This is a genomic window from Bacteroides sp. OM05-10AA (assembly GCF_003439055.1).
Lineage (GTDB): Bacteria > Bacteroidota > Bacteroidia > Bacteroidales > Bacteroidaceae > Bacteroides > Bacteroides intestinigallinarum.
Genome location: NZ_QSUR01000004.1, coordinates 234,081 through 255,632, shown reverse-complemented (window position 1 = coordinate 255,632; position 21,552 = coordinate 234,081). Strand labels below are relative to the sequence as shown.

Annotated in this window: 23 protein-coding genes and 1 tRNA gene; 3 read left to right on the top strand and 21 right to left on the bottom strand. The window is 41.8% G+C overall.

The genetic code is table 11. From position 1 onward, the window contains the following. Nucleotides 1–4: 4 nt before the first annotated feature. Together DXB58_RS04960 and DXB58_RS04955 are read left to right on the top strand one after the other, a co-directional pair. Entirely contained in the window at nt 5–1,594 is a 1,590-nt protein-coding gene (locus DXB58_RS04960) for a RagB/SusD family nutrient uptake outer membrane protein (RefSeq protein ID WP_122136089.1), read from the top strand. 27 nt (nt 1,595–1,621) lie between these two features. Further along, nucleotides 1,622–3,727: an ATP-binding protein gene (locus DXB58_RS04955; protein WP_122136088.1), complete on the top strand. Its 2,106-nt coding sequence runs from the start codon at nt 1,622–1,624 to the stop codon at nt 3,725–3,727. Between the two features lie 509 nt (nt 3,728–4,236). Here DXB58_RS04955 and DXB58_RS04950 read toward each other — a convergent pair. The 13 genes from DXB58_RS04950 to metK form a co-directional block, all read right to left on the bottom strand. Then, entirely contained in the window at nt 4,237–4,638 is a 402-nt protein-coding gene (locus DXB58_RS04950) for a type II toxin-antitoxin system HicB family antitoxin (RefSeq protein ID WP_122136087.1), read from the bottom strand. A gap of 61 nt (nt 4,639–4,699) precedes the next feature. Next, on the bottom strand, nt 4,700–4,909 hold the full coding sequence (locus DXB58_RS04945) for a type II toxin-antitoxin system HicA family toxin (protein WP_022041708.1): 210 nt from the start codon (nt 4,907–4,909) through the stop codon (nt 4,700–4,702). Nucleotides 4,910–5,214: 305 nt separating this feature from the next. After that, nucleotides 5,215–5,285, bottom strand: a tRNA-Gln gene (locus DXB58_RS04940). Between the two features lie 107 nt (nt 5,286–5,392). Beyond that, nucleotides 5,393–6,685, bottom strand: a complete 1,293-nt coding sequence (gene tyrS, locus DXB58_RS04935) for a tyrosine--tRNA ligase (protein ID WP_009001377.1) — start codon at nt 6,683–6,685, stop codon at nt 5,393–5,395. An 86-nt stretch (nt 6,686–6,771) separates the two neighbouring features. Further along, complete coding sequence (locus DXB58_RS04930) at nt 6,772–7,464, bottom strand: TatD family hydrolase (RefSeq protein ID WP_122136086.1); 693 nt, start codon at nt 7,462–7,464, stop codon at nt 6,772–6,774. A 24-nt stretch (nt 7,465–7,488) separates the two neighbouring features. After that, on the bottom strand, nt 7,489–7,764 hold the full coding sequence (yidD, locus tag DXB58_RS04925) for a membrane protein insertion efficiency factor YidD (protein ID WP_369907070.1): 276 nt from the start codon (nt 7,762–7,764) through the stop codon (nt 7,489–7,491). Then, nucleotides 7,761–8,150 carry a ribonuclease P protein component gene (gene rnpA / locus DXB58_RS04920; protein WP_122136085.1) on the bottom strand — a complete coding sequence of 130 codons (390 nt, stop codon included), beginning with the start codon at nt 8,148–8,150 and terminating at the stop codon, nt 7,761–7,763. The genes yidD and rnpA overlap by 4 nt, the downstream gene beginning before the upstream one ends. Before the next feature lie 5 nt (nt 8,151–8,155). After that, nucleotides 8,156–8,902, bottom strand: a complete 747-nt coding sequence (locus tag DXB58_RS04915; protein ID WP_004307801.1) for a uroporphyrinogen-III synthase — start codon at nt 8,900–8,902, stop codon at nt 8,156–8,158. 4 nt (nt 8,903–8,906) lie between these two features. Then, nucleotides 8,907–9,740: a DUF4271 domain-containing protein gene (locus DXB58_RS04910; protein WP_182281669.1), complete on the bottom strand. Its 834-nt coding sequence runs from the start codon at nt 9,738–9,740 to the stop codon at nt 8,907–8,909. After that, the gene (locus tag DXB58_RS04905; protein WP_122136121.1) at nt 9,737–10,324 is read right to left on the bottom strand and encodes a TIGR00730 family Rossman fold protein; all 588 of its coding nucleotides are present in this window, start codon (nt 10,322–10,324) and stop codon (nt 9,737–9,739) included. The genes DXB58_RS04910 and DXB58_RS04905 overlap by 4 nt, the downstream gene beginning before the upstream one ends. Before the next feature lie 504 nt (nt 10,325–10,828). After that, nucleotides 10,829–11,200, bottom strand: coding sequence for a DUF3244 domain-containing protein (locus tag DXB58_RS04900; protein WP_004298899.1), 372 nt, complete (start codon nt 11,198–11,200; stop codon nt 10,829–10,831). Nucleotides 11,201–11,326: 126 nt separating this feature from the next. Further along, the gene (locus tag DXB58_RS04895; protein ID WP_122136084.1) at nt 11,327–12,991 is read right to left on the bottom strand and encodes a tetratricopeptide repeat protein; all 1,665 of its coding nucleotides are present in this window, start codon (nt 12,989–12,991) and stop codon (nt 11,327–11,329) included. 180 nt (nt 12,992–13,171) lie between these two features. Next, entirely contained in the window at nt 13,172–14,464 is a 1,293-nt protein-coding gene (metK, locus tag DXB58_RS04890) for a methionine adenosyltransferase (RefSeq protein ID WP_008023738.1), read from the bottom strand. Between the two features lie 230 nt (nt 14,465–14,694). On the opposite strand from metK, the gene DXB58_RS04885 reads away from it, so the two are divergent. After that, nucleotides 14,695–14,883 carry a hypothetical protein gene (locus DXB58_RS04885; RefSeq protein WP_004302899.1) on the top strand — a complete coding sequence of 63 codons (189 nt, stop codon included), beginning with the start codon at nt 14,695–14,697 and terminating at the stop codon, nt 14,881–14,883. Here DXB58_RS04885 and folK read toward each other — a convergent pair. The 8 genes from folK to DXB58_RS04845 form a co-directional block, all read right to left on the bottom strand. After that, nucleotides 14,858–15,343 (bottom strand): 2-amino-4-hydroxy-6-hydroxymethyldihydropteridine diphosphokinase, encoded by a 486-nt coding sequence (gene folK, locus DXB58_RS04880; protein WP_117933409.1) that lies wholly within the window; start codon nt 15,341–15,343, stop codon nt 14,858–14,860. The two genes, DXB58_RS04885 and folK, sit on opposite strands and share 26 nt — an antisense overlap. Then, a complete protein-coding gene (queA, locus tag DXB58_RS04875) occupies nt 15,343–16,401 on the bottom strand; it encodes a tRNA preQ1(34) S-adenosylmethionine ribosyltransferase-isomerase QueA (RefSeq protein WP_004302895.1) in 1,059 nt (352 codons plus the stop codon). Before queA ends, folK begins: the two co-directional genes overlap by 1 nt. 17 nt (nt 16,402–16,418) lie before the next feature. Next, nucleotides 16,419–17,141: a tRNA pseudouridine(55) synthase TruB gene (gene truB / locus DXB58_RS04870; RefSeq protein ID WP_117933407.1), complete on the bottom strand. Its 723-nt coding sequence runs from the start codon at nt 17,139–17,141 to the stop codon at nt 16,419–16,421. Then, on the bottom strand, nt 17,141–17,995 hold the full coding sequence (locus tag DXB58_RS04865) for an undecaprenyl-diphosphate phosphatase (RefSeq protein ID WP_004322592.1): 855 nt from the start codon (nt 17,993–17,995) through the stop codon (nt 17,141–17,143). The genes truB and DXB58_RS04865 overlap by 1 nt, the downstream gene beginning before the upstream one ends. 2 nt (nt 17,996–17,997) lie before the next feature. Then, the gene (locus DXB58_RS04860; RefSeq protein WP_117933405.1) at nt 17,998–18,240 is read right to left on the bottom strand and encodes a DUF3098 domain-containing protein; all 243 of its coding nucleotides are present in this window, start codon (nt 18,238–18,240) and stop codon (nt 17,998–18,000) included. Nucleotides 18,241–18,353: 113 nt separating this feature from the next. After that, nucleotides 18,354–19,235: an ABC transporter permease gene (locus DXB58_RS04855; RefSeq protein ID WP_122136083.1), complete on the bottom strand. Its 882-nt coding sequence runs from the start codon at nt 19,233–19,235 to the stop codon at nt 18,354–18,356. 3 nt (nt 19,236–19,238) lie between these two features. After that, entirely contained in the window at nt 19,239–20,138 is a 900-nt protein-coding gene (locus DXB58_RS04850; protein ID WP_009001364.1) for a methyltransferase domain-containing protein, read from the bottom strand. Between the two features lie 318 nt (nt 20,139–20,456). Next, nucleotides 20,457–21,443 carry an Imm65 family immunity protein gene (locus tag DXB58_RS04845; RefSeq protein WP_233527234.1) on the bottom strand — a complete coding sequence of 329 codons (987 nt, stop codon included), beginning with the start codon at nt 21,441–21,443 and terminating at the stop codon, nt 20,457–20,459. Between the last annotated feature and the right edge of the window lie 109 nt (nt 21,444–21,552).

Sequence of the window (21,552 nt, the reverse complement as noted above, 5' to 3'; positions counted from 1 at the left end):
CCTTATGAAGAAAAAAGCCATACACATGAAATTCCTGAATCACTCCATAGGATTCTGCCTGCTCCTGACGCTGTTGTGTTACTCCTGCGCCAGCGACTATCTGGATACCGCCCCTACCAATCAGGTGTCTCCTGCCGATTTATTCAAGGATGAAGCGTACGCTGCCTATGCTGTCAGCGGATTGGAGAAGTTGATGAAAACCACTTATCCCACTAATAAACTCGATGGCGTGTCATTCAACGGTGAAGGATCTGTCAAACTGATGTATGCCGAATATCAGGGGGCTGACATGTATTGTCCCCGCAACAATTTCTATACGATATTCAACGGGGCTTCTCATGCCATACCTACCAGTGGTTACACGGAGTATATGTGGCATTATTACTACAAAGTAATCAGTAATGCCAACGCTATTATAAATTATGTCGACCCCGAAGGTAGTCATAAATTCAAATATATCTATGCGCAGGCACTAACCTACCGTGCCTATTGTTATCTGCAACTGCTGCAGTTCTACTCGCCACGCTGGTGTGATTCGCAAAACGGCAGTGCTGACGGGGTAGTTCTCCGGCTCAATACATCTTCTACCGGCGACTGTCCTCTTTCTTCTATGCTGGCCTGCTACGAACAGATTTACAACGACCTCAACCAGGCCATCACCTATTATCAGACATCCGGAATTGCCCGCAAAGAAGACGAGAATCACAAAATCAATGTGAATGCCGCTTACGCCACCTATGCCCGTGCCGCACTCACCCGTGAGGATTGGAGTACTGCCGCCCATTACGCTGCACTGGCACGTGCCGGTTATCCGCTTATGAATGCCGATGAATATTTCGACGGATTCAGTACCGTCAACCGCGAATGGATATGGAGTATCTATGACAGTGAAGAAGAATCGCTGGGAAACTCATCCCTCGCCGCACGCCTTGCATACAACTCCTCCTCTACTCTTGTATGCACTTATCCGGCCTGTATCAACCGTGAACTGTACGATGCATTACCGGAAAGTGATATCCGCAGGGGACTTTTTCTCGATCCGCTCGAATATACTTATAACACGGGTGGTATAACAAACAATGGTCTGGGCGGAAATGCACTCACCAGTTACGCCCAAGGGCTGTATCCCGACCTGAATACTTCGGCAAAAATATACGCTTATATGTCGTTCAAATTTAAGTGTATCGACAAAGTAGGTGCCATGCCTTTCAACCTTTTCCGCAGTTCGGAGATGTATCTCATCGAAGCAGAAGCCAACTGTCACCTGACGCCTCCAAAAGAAGCGGAAGCAAGGCAATTACTGAAAGAACTGATCCGCGACAGCGGACGCGACCCTCAATATACTTGCGACAAGAGTGGTCAGGCACTGCTCGACGAAATAAAGTTCTACCGCCGCATCGAACTATGGGGCGAAGGATTCAGCTGGTTTGACTTCAAACGGCGCAAAGACACCATCGTACGCCACACCTTCGAAGACGGAGGAAACTACATGACCAACGCAGCCGTAACTATCAACCCGGAAGACGCCAACAACTGGATGTGGGTGATTCCCGCCAAAGAATACGAATATAACAATGCCATAAATAAACAATAAGAACACTGTAAATCCATAGTAATCAAGATGAAAATAGTCAGGTACATCAGTATATGTTTGTTGTTCACCTTTATCGGATCTCTCCTTCCAACCAAGGCGCAGGACAATCCGTACAAGATAGACCACTCTCTTTATCTACTTTATGAGGAGGCAACTAAACACCGTAACAACGCAACCGGACTGGAAATAGCTGACACTATCTATACCAAAGCCATCCGGATCAACGATAAAAAGGCACAATGCCTCGCTCTTACCATTCCGGTAATCTACTATTTCAATAATGGGAAAACGGAATTACTGGAGAAAGCAATCAGCAGGCTTCAGGAGATATCCCGAAAGAACAACTACCTGCAATATTACTACTTTGGCAGCATCTACAAAGTTAATTACCTGATGAACACAGGTAATACCCTGCGTGCGCTCCAGGAGGCTGAACTGACCAAAGAACAGGCATTTGCCGACGACTATCCCTACGGTATCTCCACTTGCCTGCGAATGATGGGAAACATTTACTTTGCGCGCAGGGAAAACCGGACGGCACTGGATTACTACCAACAATCACTGGTATACACACAGGAGAAGCTCCCCGAACAGGATTTATCGTATATATACTGGAATATATCCATGCTACAACAGAACCTGAAACAATACGAAGCAGCCTATGAAAATGCCGAAAAAGGAATCAAATGTGCCAAAACTTCAACCAACAAATATGCCTGTATGCTGCGCAAATGCACACTTTTATATGCGCTCGACAGGGAGGAGGAATTCAAAAGCTATTATCAGGAATGCTTAAAGGCGACTAAAAAACATGGTGAAACCAGAAAAAACGACCTCTACAAGTTGAAGATATACAATTATATACTCAACCAACAATTTGACAAAGCACACGCTCTTGCCGATTCAACCTCCAGCTTACATGAAAGAATGATCTTTCAGACGAATATTTACGCAAAAGAACAGAAGTACAAAGAAGCTTACCAGGCACTTCAGAAGCTCCAAAGTCTACAGGACTCTCTGAATCAGCTCATACAGACTGCCGACCTGTCGGAACTGAATGTGCGTATCGGCAACGAACAGCTGAAAAGAAAAGCGCAGGCCTTGCAGCTGGAAAACACACAATTAAACCTGCAAAAGACAACGCTCGAACTACAACAAACAAAATCACAAGTGGAAATCGAGAAGATGAATGCCGAAAATAACGAGCTACTACTAAGAAACCGTAACCTGGAGCTTGCACAATTCAAAGCGGAAACCGAACGTACACAAAGCCTTATGGTAGCTAAACAGGCAGAATCCGAACGCCAGCTGATGATATTGAAGTTCATCCTGATACTCTTCTGTTTCTTTGCCGCCGCTCTCACATTCTACCTTTATCTACGCAGAAAATCGATCAGACAACTGCAAGAGAAGAACGAAGAACTAACAATCGCCCGCGACCGTGCCGAACAGGCAGACAAGATGAAGACTCATTTCATGCAGAACATGAGCCACGAAATCCGTACCCCACTCAATGCCATCGTAGGATTCTCACAATTATTATCCAACCCGGATCTGCCATTGGAAGATGAAGAAAAGCTAGAATTCAGCTCGCTCGTCCAACACAACTCCGAGCTGCTCACCACGCTTGTCAACGATATTCTTGACCTTTCCGCACTGGAAAGCGGCAAATACACCATGAACCTGACTTCCTGCCATTGCAACGAAATGTGCAGGCTCATACTCTCTACCGTAATGGATCGAAAAGCGGAAGAAGTGAAGCTTTATTATACCTCCGAAGTGGCAGACGATTTCCAGATCACCACAGATGAACAACGCCTGCAACAAGTGCTTATCAACTTCCTTACCAACGCAGAGAAGCACACGGAAAAAGGGGAAATCCATCTGCATTGCTCACTGACCGAGTATCCCGACAGAATCACGTTCTCTGTCAGTGACACCGGACCGGGCATTCCTGCCGATAAGATGGATAGTGTATTCGAACGCTTCAAGAAGTTGGATGAGTTCAAACAGGGATCAGGACTGGGACTGAATATATGCCGTACCATAGCCGAACGATTACATGGAGAAGTTAAAGTAGACAAGAGCTACACCAATGGTGCACGTTTTCTGCTTATACTTCCATTAAAATAAGATTAGCTATTGACTTTCCTCTTTTTATTTTGTATCTTTGAGGAACAAAAAAAGAAAAAAGTAATATGAGTTATATAAAAATCAAGACATAATAACACATTATCAAAACATATATTTCCATATATGGAAGAACCGAATGGGAGAAAATCAGTATTGATTTTCTCCCATTTTGTATATATAAATCACAAACATTCTGATAATTCTCTGAAAATAGTTTCTAATAAACTCAGATACCGTTCTTAATAAACTCTCCCACTATTTATTAAAAACGGTATTCGGATTTATTATAGAACTGTAAATATATTATTGCTAACAATATAGAAGTCTATTCAAATATGAGTAAGGCAAACATCGAAACAGTCAATATTACGTACAAATAAGCTATAACAAATTTCTTACATCCTAATAGAGAAAGAAAAAGAGACCATCTAACTTTTTGTTGTTAGACAGTCTCTTTCTTTAATCGAGAGGAAAGGAACGATTAGTATCCAATTAATAGGTCCTTATATTCAGAATTTTACCCTCTCTAAGTTCCGTATCATTTCACTATATTTGGCCTGTATCTGTTCTTTTTGTTTTGCACTGGCTTTTACAAGCCCACTCTTATATTTGCGCATCAGAGAGGGGTTGATACCCACATAAGACGCAAATTCGGAAGCATTGATAAAGGGAAAACTTAAAAAGAATCCAGATAGGTCATAGCGATATTCAATTTCATAGCCGTCTTTATACCAGTCGGGATATTCAGCAGTACGCCCATAATAGTATATCGCTTGTTCTTCGAGCACTTCACGGAAATCAGCCTTTGCCTCTTCCTCTGTTAGTCCGCTACCAATTAATCCTGCAATATTGGTATAGATACCATAACCACCGTCAGATGCTTTCTCAATAGTTGCTGTAATAGTTCTCATAAATTTCTTTTTTAGTCATAAAATCCAATTAATAACCACCCCCGAAGGGGTGGCGGAACTTTTACTTGTTCTCTTTCTTTTCTTTCTTTTTCTTTAAACCTGCCGCTTTCATCATACTTTCAAGTGTTCCGCGAGGAACTTCGTGAGATTGATGTCTCGCTACCGGAATAAAGTAATCGAAATCAGGATGAACATACTTGTAGTGGTTCGTCCCCTTGTCAATAGTCCAGCCTGCGGCTTCTATCAACTTGTAAAATTCAGAATACTTCATAAAGTAAAAGACCTATTTATTAATTGGATATACAAAAGTAACGTTTTTGTTCCAATTAAGCAAAAAGAAAGGAACATAAATGTTACCTTATTATGCTTTTTTAATTAATAGAGAAATGATAGCAAGTACTTTGCCTGGGAAGAAGGAATCAAGTCGAAAAGTGATCTTGGACTGATCAGATATATATCTGATCAGGTATATGACAGCAACCTTCTACTGCACCGCAGTAGCTAAGAAGCGACTTTGCATCCACAAAAAAAAGAAAAAGCCCCCGAAAGATATTCTCTTTCAGGGACTTTTCTTCGTTGGACTACCAAGATTCGAACTTGGACAAACAGAACCAAAACCTGTTGTGCTACCATTACACCATAGTCCAAACTTATGTGCTTTCTGTTAAAAAGCGGTGCAAAGATAGAGGTTTGCAAGCAAACCTCCAAATATTTCGTTCACTTTTTTATATTCTATCGAGTGAATCGTGCATTATTATTTTGCAATCAGCAGATAATAGTTCTTTTTACCGCGCTGAACAAGCAGATATTTCTCGTCGAGCAGGTCGGCAGTCGTAATTACCTCATCAAAGGCCGCCAGCTTCTCCTTATTCAACGAAACGCCACCGCCCTGAACCAACTTACGCATTTCACCTTTCGACGCAAATACGGCCGCATTATCAACGAATAGATCAACAGCCTTTACTCCTTCTGCCAATGCATCACGGGAAATCTCAAACTGAGGCACTCCTTCGAATACAGCAAGCAGCGTATCTTCATCCAATTTGCGCAGAGCTTCCGAAGTCGCATTACCGAACAAAATGTTCGATGCGTCTACTGCTGCGTTATAATCATCTTCAGAATGAACCATCACAGTCACTTCCTTAGCCAGACGTTTCTGGAGAAGACGCAAATGCGGAGCTTCCTGATGTTCGGCAATTAATGCTTCAATTTCTTCTTTCTCGATAGAAGTGAAGATTTTAATATAACGTTCGGCATCGGAGTCGCTTACATTCAACCAGAACTGATAGAACTTGTATGGTGAAGTATAGCGAGGGTCCAGCCAGATATTTCCGGATTCTGTTTTACCAAACTTACCACCATCAGCCTTTGTAATCAGGGGGCAAGTCAATGCGAATACCTCTCCCCCATTGGTACGGCGGATCAATTCGGCACCGGTAGTGATGTTTCCCCACTGGTCGGAACCACCCATTTGGAGCTTACACCCCTTTGTTTCATACAAATGAAGAAAATCATATCCTTGAAGCAATTGGTAAGTGAACTCGGTAAATGACAATCCATCACGCGCTTCACCATTCAGACGACGTTTCACAGAGTCTTTCGCCATCATATAGTTTACAGTGATGTGCTTACCTACTTCGCGAACAAAATCGAGGAAAGTGAAGTCTTTCATCCAGTCGTAATTGTTCACCAGCTCGGCACGGTTAGGTACATCCGACTCGAAGTCGAGGAACTTGGCAAGCTGATTCTTGATACATGCCTGATTGTGACGCAATGTTTCTTCGTCCAGCAGGTTACGTTCTGCCGATTTACCGGAAGGGTCACCAATCATACCTGTAGCGCCACCGATCAGTGCCAACGGCTTATGACCGCAGCGTTGGAAATGACGAAGGATCATCACTCCACAAAGGTGACCAATGTGTAGCGAATCGGCAGTCGGGTCGATACCCAAGTAGGCAGTCACCTGCTCTTTGCTTAACAACTCTTCTGTTCCCGGCATGATGTCCTGCAACATGCCACGCCATCTCAATTCTTCTACAAAATTCATCGTATTACTCTTTAATTATTTGGTTTTTATTGTATTTCAATTCCATGTGCGACAAAAGTACGACTCTTTCTCGGAAGATACAACTCTTACGCCCTAAAAAAGACATTTTGGATATTCCGGCGAATCACCTCACGCAACGCTTCCACTTCTACCCCACGCACCCTGGCTGCCTGACACAGGATATCTTCAATATCAAGCAAGCTGTCATCCGTTTCCAAAAACAGGCGTTCATCGGGGACTATCTGTATTGTTTCATCGGGATAATATTCTCCAAAAGAAAGATAAAACCCTTTCTTCAACAACTGTACTGCCTGCTCCGGTTTTCCACGAAAGCCATGCCATATCCAAGGTTGTTGGGGGCGAGATTCTTTTTTCACACCCAGCAGTTCTTCCATTGCTTTCACGCAGTGGATAATCAACGGCAAACCGAGCTTTTCCGACAACTTTACCTGTTCCTTAAACACCGCTAACTGAAGCTCCATCGGAGCTTTTGCCAATTTATCCAACCCCGCCTCTCCTACAGCTACAAACTGCTTTCTCTGCAGTTGCTGTTGAAGAAAGCTCAATTGCTGACTGACATTACTCTCTCTCACCTCCCAAGGATGAATACCGATAGAATAATAAGATCCTCTACCCACAGCCACTTCCACATTCTCTGCCAGAGGCATATACAATGGAGAGTCTGCCAATAACGGATAATTGATGATGGATTTTCCTTGGGTATCAACTTCCTGTTTATGAGTATGGATATCTAAAATATCAGTCACCTTCTTTTTCATTTCCTATTTCTCGTTTCAGTTGTCTCAAGGCACGGGATCATAACCGGAACCACCCCAGGGATGGCATCGCAGAATACGCCGCACAGCAAGATAAAGCCCCTTTATAGGACCATGTTTCTTAATTGCTTCGAGCGCATACACTGAACAAGTAGGCGTGAACCGACAAGAGGGAGGAGTAAGGGGTGAAATACAAATCCGGTAAAAATAGATGGGAACAAGCAGGAAGAAGGAAAATACCTTTCTCAAAATTCCCGTAACGAATACCCATGCGGTAGATATCCGGGAGTGATGAGGTTTCATGAGAATAGTTTTTCGGAGATGCGCGCAAGCGCTATTTTCATTTTCTCTTCCAGCTCGGCAGTAGCAACAAGCTCGTCCGACAGATAGATAAAGGCAACGGCTAACCGTTGCTCCCGGCGTTGCAGTTCATCCACCAGAAGAGACTTGTTCTTCCGGTAGGCTTCACGTACCTGGCGTTTCACCCGGTTGCGTTTCACCGCCCGTTTAAAACGACGTTTCGATACACTGATTAATATGGAGGCAGGAGCCTCGCCCTGCTCGACAGGCATATATACAACGCGTATCGGAAAGATGGAAAACGATTTAGAAACACCGCCTTCAAACATCTTTCCGATCAAAATTTTACTATTCAGCCTTTCGGCTTTACACAAAGTATATATACCCACTCTGTTTATTTATTGTTTTCCTTGATAAACATGTCAAGTGCGGCAGTCATTGACGGAGCCTGCACCGTAGGAGCCTCAAGGTCCAGACGGAGACCTGCGTCACGTACAGCCTGTGCGGTAGTAGATCCGAACGTTCCGATCTTAATCTCTTTCTGATTAAAATCCGGGAAGTTCTTCTTCAAAGAAGTCACTCCGGCAGGGCTGAAGAACACTAACATATCATAATCAAACTCCTCGTCCGGTGTAAAGTCGTTGCTCACCGTGCGATACATCACAGCTTCCGTATGCTGAATGCTGTTCTTGTCGAGCAGGTTTTTCACATCGTCATTATGTACGTCTGACATCGGAACGAGATACTTCTCCGTTTTATGCTTTACGATGGAAGGAATCAGGTCTTCAATCTTTCCAGTAGCTCCAAAGAAGATCTTACGCTTACGATATTGCACATATTTCTGAATATACAATGCAACAGCTTCCGTCACACAGAAATACTTCATAGTTTCGGGAATTGTCACGCGCAATTCAGTACACAAAGTGAAAAAATGGTCAATAGCATGGCGCGAAGTGAATATTACGGCAGTGTGGTCGAGAATCGAAATTTTCTGTTGCCGAAATTCTTTCGCCGAAAGACTTTCAACCTTAATAAAGGGCCGGAAATCTATTTTAACGCCATACTTTTCAGCTATGTCGTAATAGGGAGATTTCTCTGACGCAGGCTTAGGCTGCGACACTAGTACTTTTTTAATTTTCAACGTCCTAAAATTTTATTAGCAAAATATTGTTCATTTGAATCATACCCTGATACAGTAAAAGACAAGGTACTATTTCAAGAGCGCAAAAGTACAAAATTAATAGGAAAAGCCCGCTAAATTGATGAAAAAAAAGCTTTATCCACTTATAAAACATCAATATTTTAGTGAAAATTAAAATAATAGACCCAATTATAACCAAATTCGTTAGACTCAAATCAAAATAAACCAGGAAAAGAACGAACGGAAAAAGGGCAAATCCGACATAATATATGAGCGCAGAATACGATTCCAGCCATATATTTGTCTTATTTTTATCAAAAAACGTCCACCCCAGAAACATATAAAGCAACCATTTTAGTAAGAAATAAGCGAGGCAAAAACCAACGTAAATACCTAGCAAAAGGAGGGAGGATACATGGTCCATCAGAGCAGGACATGTATCATGAAAATAATTGAAAAATGTGATGCCCGACAAGACACAGGTCTGCAATACAAGCACAAGGAGATAACGCACATCAGCCGCCGTAGAGCTATCAAAAATGCTCGTCCGTTCGCGATGCAACACAAAGTCTTTCACCTGTTGGGAGAGAAATTTCTTTCCGCGTGCCAAGGCAATAGAGGAAAGAAAGAAGCAAGCCAGTAATGTCAGTGCAATAGCATCGTCCGTACGGGGAGAGTAGGAGATAGGGGTTCCTTCAAAGCCGGAATCAACCTCTTGTACAGCATGAAGATCGGCCAACTGCAGGCTATCACTGTCTGCCTTTGCCGGACTAATCTGTTTCTGCTGGAGAAGAGACAAGGTATCCGTGTTCTGAGAACTTAATGTGTCACCTATCATATCGCTGCAAATTTACGAATGGAAATATCCCATACAGGAGTCTCATAAAGCAGCTGAACAGCTTCTTCCGGAGTCTGCGCCACTTTCCATATATCACCGTGTTGACGTCGCATAAAGTTTTCATCAATTGCTTTTTCAAGCATTTCGAGCAACGGATCGAAAAATCTGTTTGTATTGAGGATTATAATCGGATTGAGATACAACCCCAACTGTTTCCAAGTGACAATTTCCAGCAATTCTTCAAGGGTACCGCATCCACCCGGCAAAGCAATGATACCATCACTTAAATTGGCCATCTTCTGTTTGCGTTCGTGCATGGATTCTACCTCGATCAGCTCTGTCAGTCCAGTATGATGCCAGTTTTGTTCCACCATGAAGCGGGGAATCACTCCGGTCACTTCACCGCCATTTTTCAACACAGCATCTGCCACAGAGCACATCAGACCGATACTTCCAGCTCCGTTTATCAAACGGATATGGTGTTCAGCAAGCAGACGGCCGAGAGTCTCGGCTGCTTGAAAGTAAACAGCATCTATCTTGGTACTGGAAGCACTATATACGCATACGGAATTTATCTGATTCATCTTCATCACTATCCATTATTATATCAAGGAGGCAAAATTACGAAAAAATTCCGTTATTCATATTCAACTTAATCAGAGATCATTTTTATCTCCACATTTATCTATCTTCATAAAAAAAATCTTGGACTTCTAAAAATAAGAAGTCCAAGAGCTTTTCTCACAGAGAATACATCTATCACAGATTTCTCATCTACTAACAGGTGTATCACATTGTTGCTGAATAAACTTCATTATCTGAACCATAAAATCGTTCAAATACCCTACCAGTAGTAATCCAGCACACAATTAAAAAAGTGATTTTAATTTTACGTTTCAATATACCTTAATGGGCCTTTCACAAGGCTTATTAAACCCACGAATAAAAGTTAACCGATTCTTTCCCCTTTCGGTCATCCAAATCGTCATTTCAGCAATGCGCCATATATTTCAACAGCGGGGCTTCAACAGTTAATGATTTAGGTATATCATCTTATGTTAGTTGCAAATAATATATATTCCAAAGATTTAATCTAATTCAAAATCTCCGATAAAGGCTTCCTTCGGAAGTTGTATCTCCAAAGTATATTTACCTTTTTCTTCACCTGCAAGATCAATATAAACCTTATCTACATTTAAATCAGTAGATGTATAAACTACCTCTCCTGTCTCTGCATCCTTGATGGTAACAGTTACAGTAGGAACAGTAGAAAGAAGGTCAATAGACAACAATGAGTTTTCAATAAAAGCATCAGGAGTAACAGGGATAGACCGATGTTGTACCTCAGTTTTATTCTTTAGTCTGATTTGACGTGCAGATATCATTTCATGTGCAAAAGAAAACATACTTACTTGAAGTAAGACAGTCAACAACAAAAAAGGTAAAAATTTAGCTTTCATAATAAATGGGTTTAAAATTTCGCTCCAAAAATACACAGATGAAGCAAAAGAAACGATTTTTATGCGGTAACAATGGTAACAGCCTTTCATTTAAAAGCAAAACAAACCTAGAGAAATCAATATATCTCACTGAATATCAACGCCAAACACGCGATCGAAAATTTGAGCATCCATTTTGTTCTTTATACGATTCTTACGGGTTTTAAGAGCATCTGATGTAGCATCCATTAACTCCATCATGACAGTTTTCGAACAACAAAGCAATGAAAGAACACAATAAAATATATCATCACCAGTTAAAGCCGGATAACGTTCCTTCAAATTCATCATCACATCAACAAATGCACTAGAAATTTCAGAACGTATCTCTTTTCTCAAACTACGCATCACCAATAGCTGTTTAGGAGTCGCTTTCTCTAATGCTTCCAATTGATCGTAACAATTAGTTGTTTTAAGTACAGATATACATAATTGAATTTGTTGCTCTGTTAACTTCGACCTTTTCTTATCTAGATCTTCTTTATTAGTTTCCGAGACCTCTTCCTCTTTGAGCAGCATAGTATCTACCCGATTTTGGGTCAATTCACGTTGTAATGCTATATAACGCTTTTTCCTTTTCCTATCATTCCACATAAAACAAAAGACACAAATAATCATTAAGAAAAAGAATACAGAAACCAAAGTAAAAACCAGCATTTTAGTATGTTCTGACAATAACCTCTTATGTTCTTCTAATTGATGTTTATCCATAAGTCGATTGAGTTCTTCATTGTCATTCATAATCTGCATAGAATCATAAAGCACTCTATATGCATCCATATTTTCTGTCGCAATCTTCCATTCACCTCTTTTCTTTGCTATTTGATGCATTCCATCATAGCAAACAGCCTTTCCATAAATATTAAGTTGGTCTATATTCTTACTAAAGAAATAACTGGCAGAATCAAGTTTATTCAAATTCAACATAATTTGAGCTTTTGACAAACAGACATTAACAGCATCCTCCCCTTGCATAATCATTGCTTTCGATACATATTTATCGGCTTGAACATAATCTTTTTTTTCATTGTAAACCATAGCGAGGTCATGATAAAGAGCTCCTATCAAACTAGAGTCTTGCTCTACTAATGCATAATCAAGAGCTTTTTGATAATATAACAATGCGCTATCCTTTTTATTTTGTAATAAACAGATACGCGCAATACCTCTCAATGGATATGTCTGCTGACTTCCCCCCTCTAATATCTGATAAGCTTGGCGATAAGCCTCAATCGCTATATCATACAAATCATCTTTTTCATAACAATCCGCAAGATTATCATATATCATTGCTAAGAACTCATCCCTAACAGGCATCAACCGAATTGCCGTCAAATACTCGTCTACAGCAAATGAAGTATACCCCTTCTCACCATAAGTAGCTCCCCAATAATAATGAGCTTTTGCAGCACGTACACTTTTCTTCTTATCACCATAGTATTCAACAGCCGTTTTTATCAGCGAATCATCTCCTAAAGCAATATAATTTTTATGCCTTGCTTGCGTAAGCAATAGCGCATAAAGTGCTCTGTCGGCACGTGGCAATTTCTGTGGGGAGGAAATTGATTCCAAAATAGATAATGCACTATCAGGATATATTTCCATCAATGAGTCAGCAGATAGTAGCAATGAACTCTTCACCGAAGAAGAGCAGGAAGATAGAGAGACAGACATCAGAATGCTACCTACGCTGACAAGTAAACTAAAGAACGCCAATAAATAGCGTTTAGAACAACAACATCTTGTTTTCATTAGGCAGTCTGTTTATTTACGGGTCAAAAGTAGCAAATTCCGGCAAAAGAAGATTAATATCCAAAAGACATTTATTTAAATATAACTTATTTAAAATCAAGAGCCACAACCTCATATCCTACTAAAAGGAGTTGAGATTGTGGCTCTTACCTAATGAGCTAAGCTCGCTTTCAAGCTATTTTACAGACCAAAAGCAGCCTTGATTTTATCTACGTAGTCGAGTTTCTCCCATGTAAAGAGTTCCACTTCCACAGTTTTGTCCCCTTCGTAGCGAGAGAAGAATTTCTTCGTTATCACTTGCGGTTCACGTCCCATGTGACCGTAAGCAGCTGTTTCCTGATAAATAGGATTACGAAGCTTCAGACGTTCTTCGATTGCTTTCGGGCGTAGATCGAACAACTGGTCGATAACGCGGGCAATCTCACCATCCGTCATGTTGACGTGGGAACGGCCATAAGTATCTACAAAGATATTGATCGGACGAGCCACACCGATAGCATAGCTCACCTGCACAAGCATTTCATCTGCTACGCCTGCCGCTACCATATTCTTAGCGATATGGCGTGCTGCATAAGCTGCGCTACGGTCTACCTTGCTAGGATCTTTTCCGGAAAAAGCACCACCACCGTGAGCACCTTTACCACCATAAGTATCAACGATAATCTTACGACCTGTCAAACCGGTATCTCCGTGAGGACCACCAATTACGAACTTGCCCGTAGGATTCACATGATAAATGATTTTATCATTGAACAGCGCCAACACTTTATCGTGATGGATAGAAGCAATGACACGAGGCATCAGAATCTCGATCACATCACGGCGGATGATAGACAGCATTTCTTCGTCAGCTTTCAGCTGGGCAGCTTGAGAATCATCTTCCGGTTGGATAAAGTCATCATGTTGCGTAGAAACAACGATTGTATCGATGCGAACAGGAGTTCCGTTATCATCATATTCAATAGTAACCTGGCTTTTGGCATCGGGGCGGAGGTAAGTCATCACCTTTCCTTCACGACGAATGTCGGCCAGCACTTGCAGAATGCGGTGTGCCAGATCAAGAGAAAGCGGCATGTAGTTTTCCGTTTCATTGGTAGCGTAACCAAACATCATACCCTGGTCGCCTGCACCCTGTTCCATCGGGTCCTGACGCTCTACACCACGGTTGATATCGGGACTTTGCTCATGAATAGCGGAAAGTACGCCACAAGAGTTACTTTCGAACATGTACTCTCCTTTGGTATAACCGATTTTCTTAATCACTTCGCGCGCGATGAGCTGGAGGTCAACGTACGCTTTAGTTTTCACTTCACCCGCTAGCACCACTTGTCCGGTAGTCACTAGTGTTTCGCAAGCTACTTTCGAACTGGGGTCGTAAGCCAACAGTTTGTCAAGCACGGCATCCGATATTTGATCGGCTACCTTGTCGGGGTGTCCTTCTGACACCGATTCGGATGTAAATAAGTATCCCATCTTTTTAAATTAAGAATTAAAAATTGAAAATTAAAAAATGAGAGAGAGTAGGAGAGGCGAGTGCTGCAAAGGATAAACCGAAAGGCGTCAATCAGACGTGTTTTAGCATTTTTTTCCGTGGTTGCAAGCTACTCAAATCTGTCCACACTTTCATTTCGGGTACAAAGATAAAGAGATTTCGGAGATAATGAGTATCTTTGCCCTGTATTTAACACATAAATAGATTTATAATGATTCTAAATAAGAAATTAAAAACGCTTTTGGTGCTGGCTCTTTATATAGGCTTCACGATTGCCATCTATGCCATTGTCTGCCATTTCATCGATAAGCCGTTTCAGGAGATTCATTTGCTGTATGCAGTATTGATAGGATGCATTGCCTATTTACCGGTGTTTATTGCGGAGAAAAAGAAGAAGTAAGCTCCTTCATCGTTTTTCCAAGTACCGGATGCACTAATCCGGGAGCAATTTCCGCCAGTGGTTTCATGACGAAGTCACGTTCTGCCATCAACGGATGGGGGAGGATTAACTTTGCTCCTGAAGGAGAAGTGGTGGAAAGTATCAAATCATCATAAAGCAACAGGTCAATATCAATCAGGCGGTCGCTATATATGCCGTTGACGGATTTCTTCGTACGCCCCAATTCCTGTTCAATCGCCTGCGTTCTCTGTAAAACGTCTATGGGAGCCAATTCGGTATCTACACAAACCGCTGCATTCAGGAAACTGTTATCGGAAGAAAATCCCCAAGGGGCAGTTATGTGAAAAGCAGACAGGGAAACGATTTTCCCTACCTGCTCTTCTATTTTTTGCACGGCATCCCGAAGATTTTGTTCTTTATCCCCAAGGTTAGTGCCGAGTCCCAGATAAACTTTTGCCATTATTTGTCCAAAATCAGCATTGCATCTCCATACGTGCCGAAACGATAACCTTCTTTCAATGCTACATGATAAGCATCCATCACCTGGTCATAACCACCAAAAGCAGCTACAATCATCAGTAAGGTAGAAAGCGGCATGTGGAAATTGGAAATCATTGAATTGGCTACGGTAAATTCATACGGAGGGAAGATAAACTTGTTAGTCCATCCTTCAAATTCCTTGAGATGTCCGTCGGTGCTGACTGCACTTTCAATAGCACGCATCACTGTCGTACCTACCGCACATACATTTCTACCGTTATCTTTGGCACGATTCACGGTTTTCACCGCCATTTCGTTTACAAACATTTGTTCCGAATCCATCTTATGCTTCGTCAAGTCCTCCACGTCAATGTCACGGAAGTTACCCAGACCAGCGTGCAGAGTGATATATGCAAAGTCTATACCTTTGATCTCCAGACGTTTCATCAACTCACGGCTGAAGTGCAAACTAGCAGTCGGAGCAGTCACCGCACCTTCATTCTTTGCAAAAATAGACTGGAAGCGTTCAGCATCTTCCGGTTCTACAGGACGGTTGATAATAGAGTGGGGGAGTGGAGTTTCACCCAGAGAATACAGTGCCTTTTTGAACTCGTCATGAGGTCCGTCGTAAAGGAAACGGAGCGTACGTCCGCGAGAAGTGGTGTTATCAATCACTTCAGCCACCATTGAATCGTCCGGACCGAAATATAGCTTGTTACCGATACGTATCTTACGTGCCGGATCAACCAATACGTCCCACAAACGAAGTTCTTCATTCAACTCACGCAACAAGAATACCTCGATACGAGCACCTGTCTTCTCCTTGTTACCGTACAAGCGGGCAGGAAACACCTTCGTATCATTGAATATAAACACATCTTTATCATCAAAGTAGTCCAACACATCTTTGAACATCTTGTGCTCAATCTTACCTGTATTACGATGCAATACCATCAAACGCGACTCATCCCTATATTTCATAGGATGTAGAGCGATCTTATCCTCGGGTAACTTAAATTTGAATTGTGATAATTTCATATCTATTCCTTATTACGTTAATTATTTTCTTCCTCATTTTCTATCTCCTGTCCGTCGATCCACTCTTTAAAGTGTTCAGGATTCAGGCAGTCTTCCAACCGGACATCACCTACACGGGTGCGGATCAATCCTGTCAGGTGAGCTCCGCTATGGAGTGCTTCGCCGATGTCGCGGGCCAGGGCACGGATATAGGTTCCTTTGCTGCATACGACACGGATTTGAATCATCGGTTCCGGATCATCCAGTCGACATTCCAGCAATTCAATCTCGTCGATAACAAGCTGTTTTGCTTTTAGTTCGACTTCCTCTCCTTTCCGGGCCAGTTCGTAAGCACGCTTACCGTCTACCATACAGGCAGAGAAGGCAGGAGGTACCTGATCGATGGCACCGATAAAGTGCGTCAGCACTTCTTCCACCAGTTCCCTCGTGATATGTTCGGTAGGGTAGGTGGCATCTATTTCATGTTCCAAATCGTATGACGGAGTAGTGGCACCCAAACGCAGCGTTGCGACGTACTCCTTCGTATGAAATTGAAACTCTTCTATTCGTTTGGTTGCCTTGCCTGTGCATAAAATCATCACCCCTGTTGCAAGCGGGTCCAGTGTTCCGGCATGGCCGACTTTTAGTTTTTTCACTCCTATCCGGCGGCAAATATGATAGCGGGCATGCCCTACTACCTTAAATGAAGTCCATCCGAAAGGTTTATTGAAAAACAGTACTTCTCCTTTTTTAAAATTCATCAGCCAATTTCTAAGTTGTATCCAAGCAGCAGCATTACCAGAATGGTTCCGCCAACAATAATTCTGTACCATCCAAATGCTTTAAAGCCATATTTCGTAACAAAGCTAATAAAGAACTTGATAGCTAGCAAAGCAACGACAAAAGCCACCACATTACCGATAATAAGTGCCGGCATGTTGTTGACAAGAATCTCGGTTCCACCATCCAGGAAGAGTTTCAACACCTTGTAACCGGTTGCCGCAAACATAGTTGGCACGGCAAGAAAGAATGAAAATTCGGCAGCATCCTTACGAGTCAGCTTCTGGGCCATACCTCCGACAATGGTAGCCATCGAACGGGATACTCCCGGTATCATTGCAATACATTGAAACAAACCGATATTGAATGCCTTTTTTTCTGTCAGCACAGTATCTTCGCTTCCTTTCGAGAAAATCTTATCACAAAACAGCATGAATATACCACCGATTACCAGCATCACTGCCACTATCGCTACACTTTCCAGCATCTCGTCTATCTTATCGCTAAACAGGAAACCCAAAATTGCAGCAGGAATAAAGGCAACCAACAGCTTCCAATAAAAATCGAATTTATGCAAAAAACACTTCAAAGCAGAAGCGCCTGCAGGAGCCGGTGTGTGATTCAACCGGAAAAAACGTTTCCAGTAAAGGCAGACAACTGAAAGAATTGCGCCAAACTGAATAATTACAGTAAACGCTTTTACAAATTCTGTACTTTCTACCCCTAGTATGTTTTGTGTAATAATCATGTGTCCTGTAGAAGAAACCGGTAGGAACTCTGTCAACCCTTCTACAATAGCAATAATAATCGTCTCAAATGTTGTTAAATCCCCCATCTTTATTCTTCTATTTTTTGTGTTTTAGGTTTGCGTAATACTGCATAAATCATAGATACAAAGCCAAACAGGCAAACGACCGGCGCCACCTTGATTCTGCGTACACTGAAAATATCGGGTTCAAAAAGCGTTTCGGACGATGTAGGTCCCGTCATCAATAGAAAGCCGATAATAACAATCGCCATCCCTATTGCGAGCAAGATAAAGTTCACTTTATCAAAGGCAAATTTCTGCTTGTCAGACATAGTTTATTTAATTACAAATTACTAATTTCAATCATTCCCTTACTCTATCAGTCGGTTGTTACTGATGCTAATCACACGCAAACACAGGTTTGCCGTCAGCCATTCGCCATCCGCTAAATATAGTACAGGCTGTTTGCTTTCATTCTCAGGTATTTATTCATGGAGAAATAGGCGCATAGCCACGTTATTACAATTCCAAACGCCAATACGCTTGCACAGACTATCAACATGACTTCAGGCGTGATGACCTGAAGTAATTCCTGTTCGTACGTCACGGCCCAATAAGCGGTCCCCATCAATATGGAATCGGCAACGATGGCTGCCAATATCCCGCTCCATACATTCTTTCGAAGGAATGGCCCCCGGATGAATCCCCAACTCGCCCCTACCAGTTTCATGGTGTGAATGAGGAAGCGTTTGGAATAAATAGCCAGTCTTATGGTATTGTTTATCAAGGCAAAAGAGATAAAAGTAAGCACTACTGCCAAGGCAAGCAGTACCAGACTGATATTTCGAATGTTATCATTCACGGCGTCAATCAACTCCTTTCGATAGAGCACATCTTGTATGTTGGTGTTCTTTTTAATCAATTTCTCTATCTTCGCAATGCTGTCCGAGTTGGCATAGTCAGAATGGAGTTTGATTTCGATGGAAGCGGTAAAAGGGTTATAGCCCAGGAATTCTTCCGGATCTGTTCCCATTGCTTCCGTCTGTTCTTTCAATGCTTGTTTTTTAGAGATATATTCGGATTGTTTCACGAAAGGTTCCTGATTCAGCTTCTTCTGAAGTTTCAGTATATCCGCTTCTTTCATGTCGTCACTGATAAGAACGGAGAAACTGATATTCTCGCGGACATATACGGAAAGATTGTGCGCCGTCAATACGAAAAAGACAACCAGTCCCAGCAACAGCAATACCAGTGTCGTACTGATACTCGACGTGATGAACTGCATGTCGAAAATCGAACTTGACTTATATTTGTTTTGATTTCCCATGCGTTATCTCTTTTTTCGGAATACATAAATCATTGAACTGCTGCGTTCTTTCCTTCCCAAAGCATTGAACCAGGCCAACGTCCCGGCAAACATCCCTTTCAGGAAACTGCATGAACTGCCACGATGTTTCTCGCTCAACATAGATACGTAAAACGCATCGAACGGCATCGGATGACGTGCCGCCATAATAAAACCATGGCGGGAAGCCAACTGTTGTATAGTGCCCGGAGTGAAATGCCAAAGATGACGGGGAACGTCATAAGCCGCCCAATACTCACCGTAGCGCTTGGCATCATAAGAAGAGCAGTTAGGTACTGCCACAATCAATACTCCTTTTTCTGTCAGCAGTTCGCGAAGCGTCTCCCAAGTCTCATTCAAAGATTCGAGATGCTCCATCACATGCCAGAGAGTGATGACATCAAAACTAGCAGGAGCAAACTCTTTCAGAGCCGATTCGGGCTTTACATCCAGTTCGAAATGTGTTTTTGCAAACTCACGTGCCTGCGGACTTTTCTCCACTGCCTCTACTTTCCATCCCCGACGAACCATTGTATCGGAAAAATAGCCGGTTCCCGTACCTATATCAAGCAAACGCCCCGTCTTGCGATGCGCTTCCTTAGCTACCAGACGCGCTTTGCGGCCCAGCATATAAGAACGTACGTAATGGTAGATATTATTCATCGCGCCCTTGCGCGTATCAGTGTGGGAGATGTAGTCGGGAGTCTCATAATACTTGCCTATCTCTGCTTCCACGGGAACTCCTTGTGTGAATGTAAATCCACAGTCCTCACACGAATGCAGTTCAAACTGTTCGCCCGAAGCATAAAAATCCGTACAAGTCATGACGCGTTTCAAGTGCGTACCGCCACACACCGGACAAGCATTTATACTGAGTTTCTCCATTAGTTTCTAAGCAAAATTAAGTGCTGCCTCGAATGACAAGACAACACTATACCCGAATTTGGTGCAAAGAAACAAATAAAAAGTGATGTAATGGGCTTTCGTTAAGGACTTTTAATAGATAAACCAATTAAGACATCAGTATCTACAATTAGGCTAGCTGAAATATCAAGCGCATATCCTTTCTGTATTTATGTAAAAGCAAATAAAAAGATACCCTAACACAGAATAATTTCTAACTCCATATCAGGATAAGACAGCGCGGAGCTTCGTGCTATCTACTATAGACAAGAGATTCATTTACTTACTATTATTCTTTACCTAATTCACGTTTCTTTGAAATCTTTCATCTGCATCATCTGATAACCTCTGCTTATCAGTATTACTCATAGCATCCCATTTATCAGACCAAAATCTGAATCTCGACATTTCCCCATACTTCTTATCATATATACCGCGGTTTAATATCTGAAAATGAACACTAGGAAACGTCATAGAAACATTAAATCCATAATTATCAATATCATGGAACATCACTTTTGTTTGGGAATCTTTTCCATTTACATTTATAAGACTGTATGTTGATCTGCAAAATAGATTATAGAAATATTCCCAAGGATCTTCTTTCAACGTAAGATTTTTAAAGAACTCATCTTGGTGAGACAGGCTTTTATATTCTAAAATTTTCTTTTCATTCGGTGCTAAGGTAATGGGTAAAGAATCACAAAGCGACAAATAAAGGCTATCCTGACCATGTGCGATGACATAATGTTTTTTTGTATTTGACGATAGACAAATAACGGAATCTGTATTGTTTTTCAGATACATTTGTCCATATACGTTCTTTATCATTGTAGTATTCTGGTTTTCATTCCAAAGCAAATTCCGTTTTATACTATCCACATTACAACTAAAATAGGAATCGCTCAACTCAACATCATGAGACATAATCCCCATCTGTACTGGGCATCCTTTCACATATCCCGAAAAATAGGGCCACAATTCCGTTATATTAAAATATGTGCCCCATCCCCCAAGCAATGAAGTATCTATCAATATTTTCTTCTCTCCAAGTTTGGAAACAACCAAAAGCCAACTCTTTCCCCCGCCTCCTTCTACCACAAGATTGCCCGAATAACCAGATGCCTCTATCATTTCCTTTGCAGACATCGGTGTCTCATCCAATTCTATAAAACAGAGATACTTATCCTTGTACTTAATGATCTTTGAAGGATATTCAAATTTTAAATCTGCCGGACAATCAGCTGCTTGAATACTGTATATATGATTGGAATCATTAATAGCCAACTCATATAATACTACATATCAAGCCACTATCCACAAGCAATTTGGCTTGCGTTTTCACCGCTTGCTGAACTTTGTTTATAGTAGGCTGTTTACAGCCTACTATAACAAA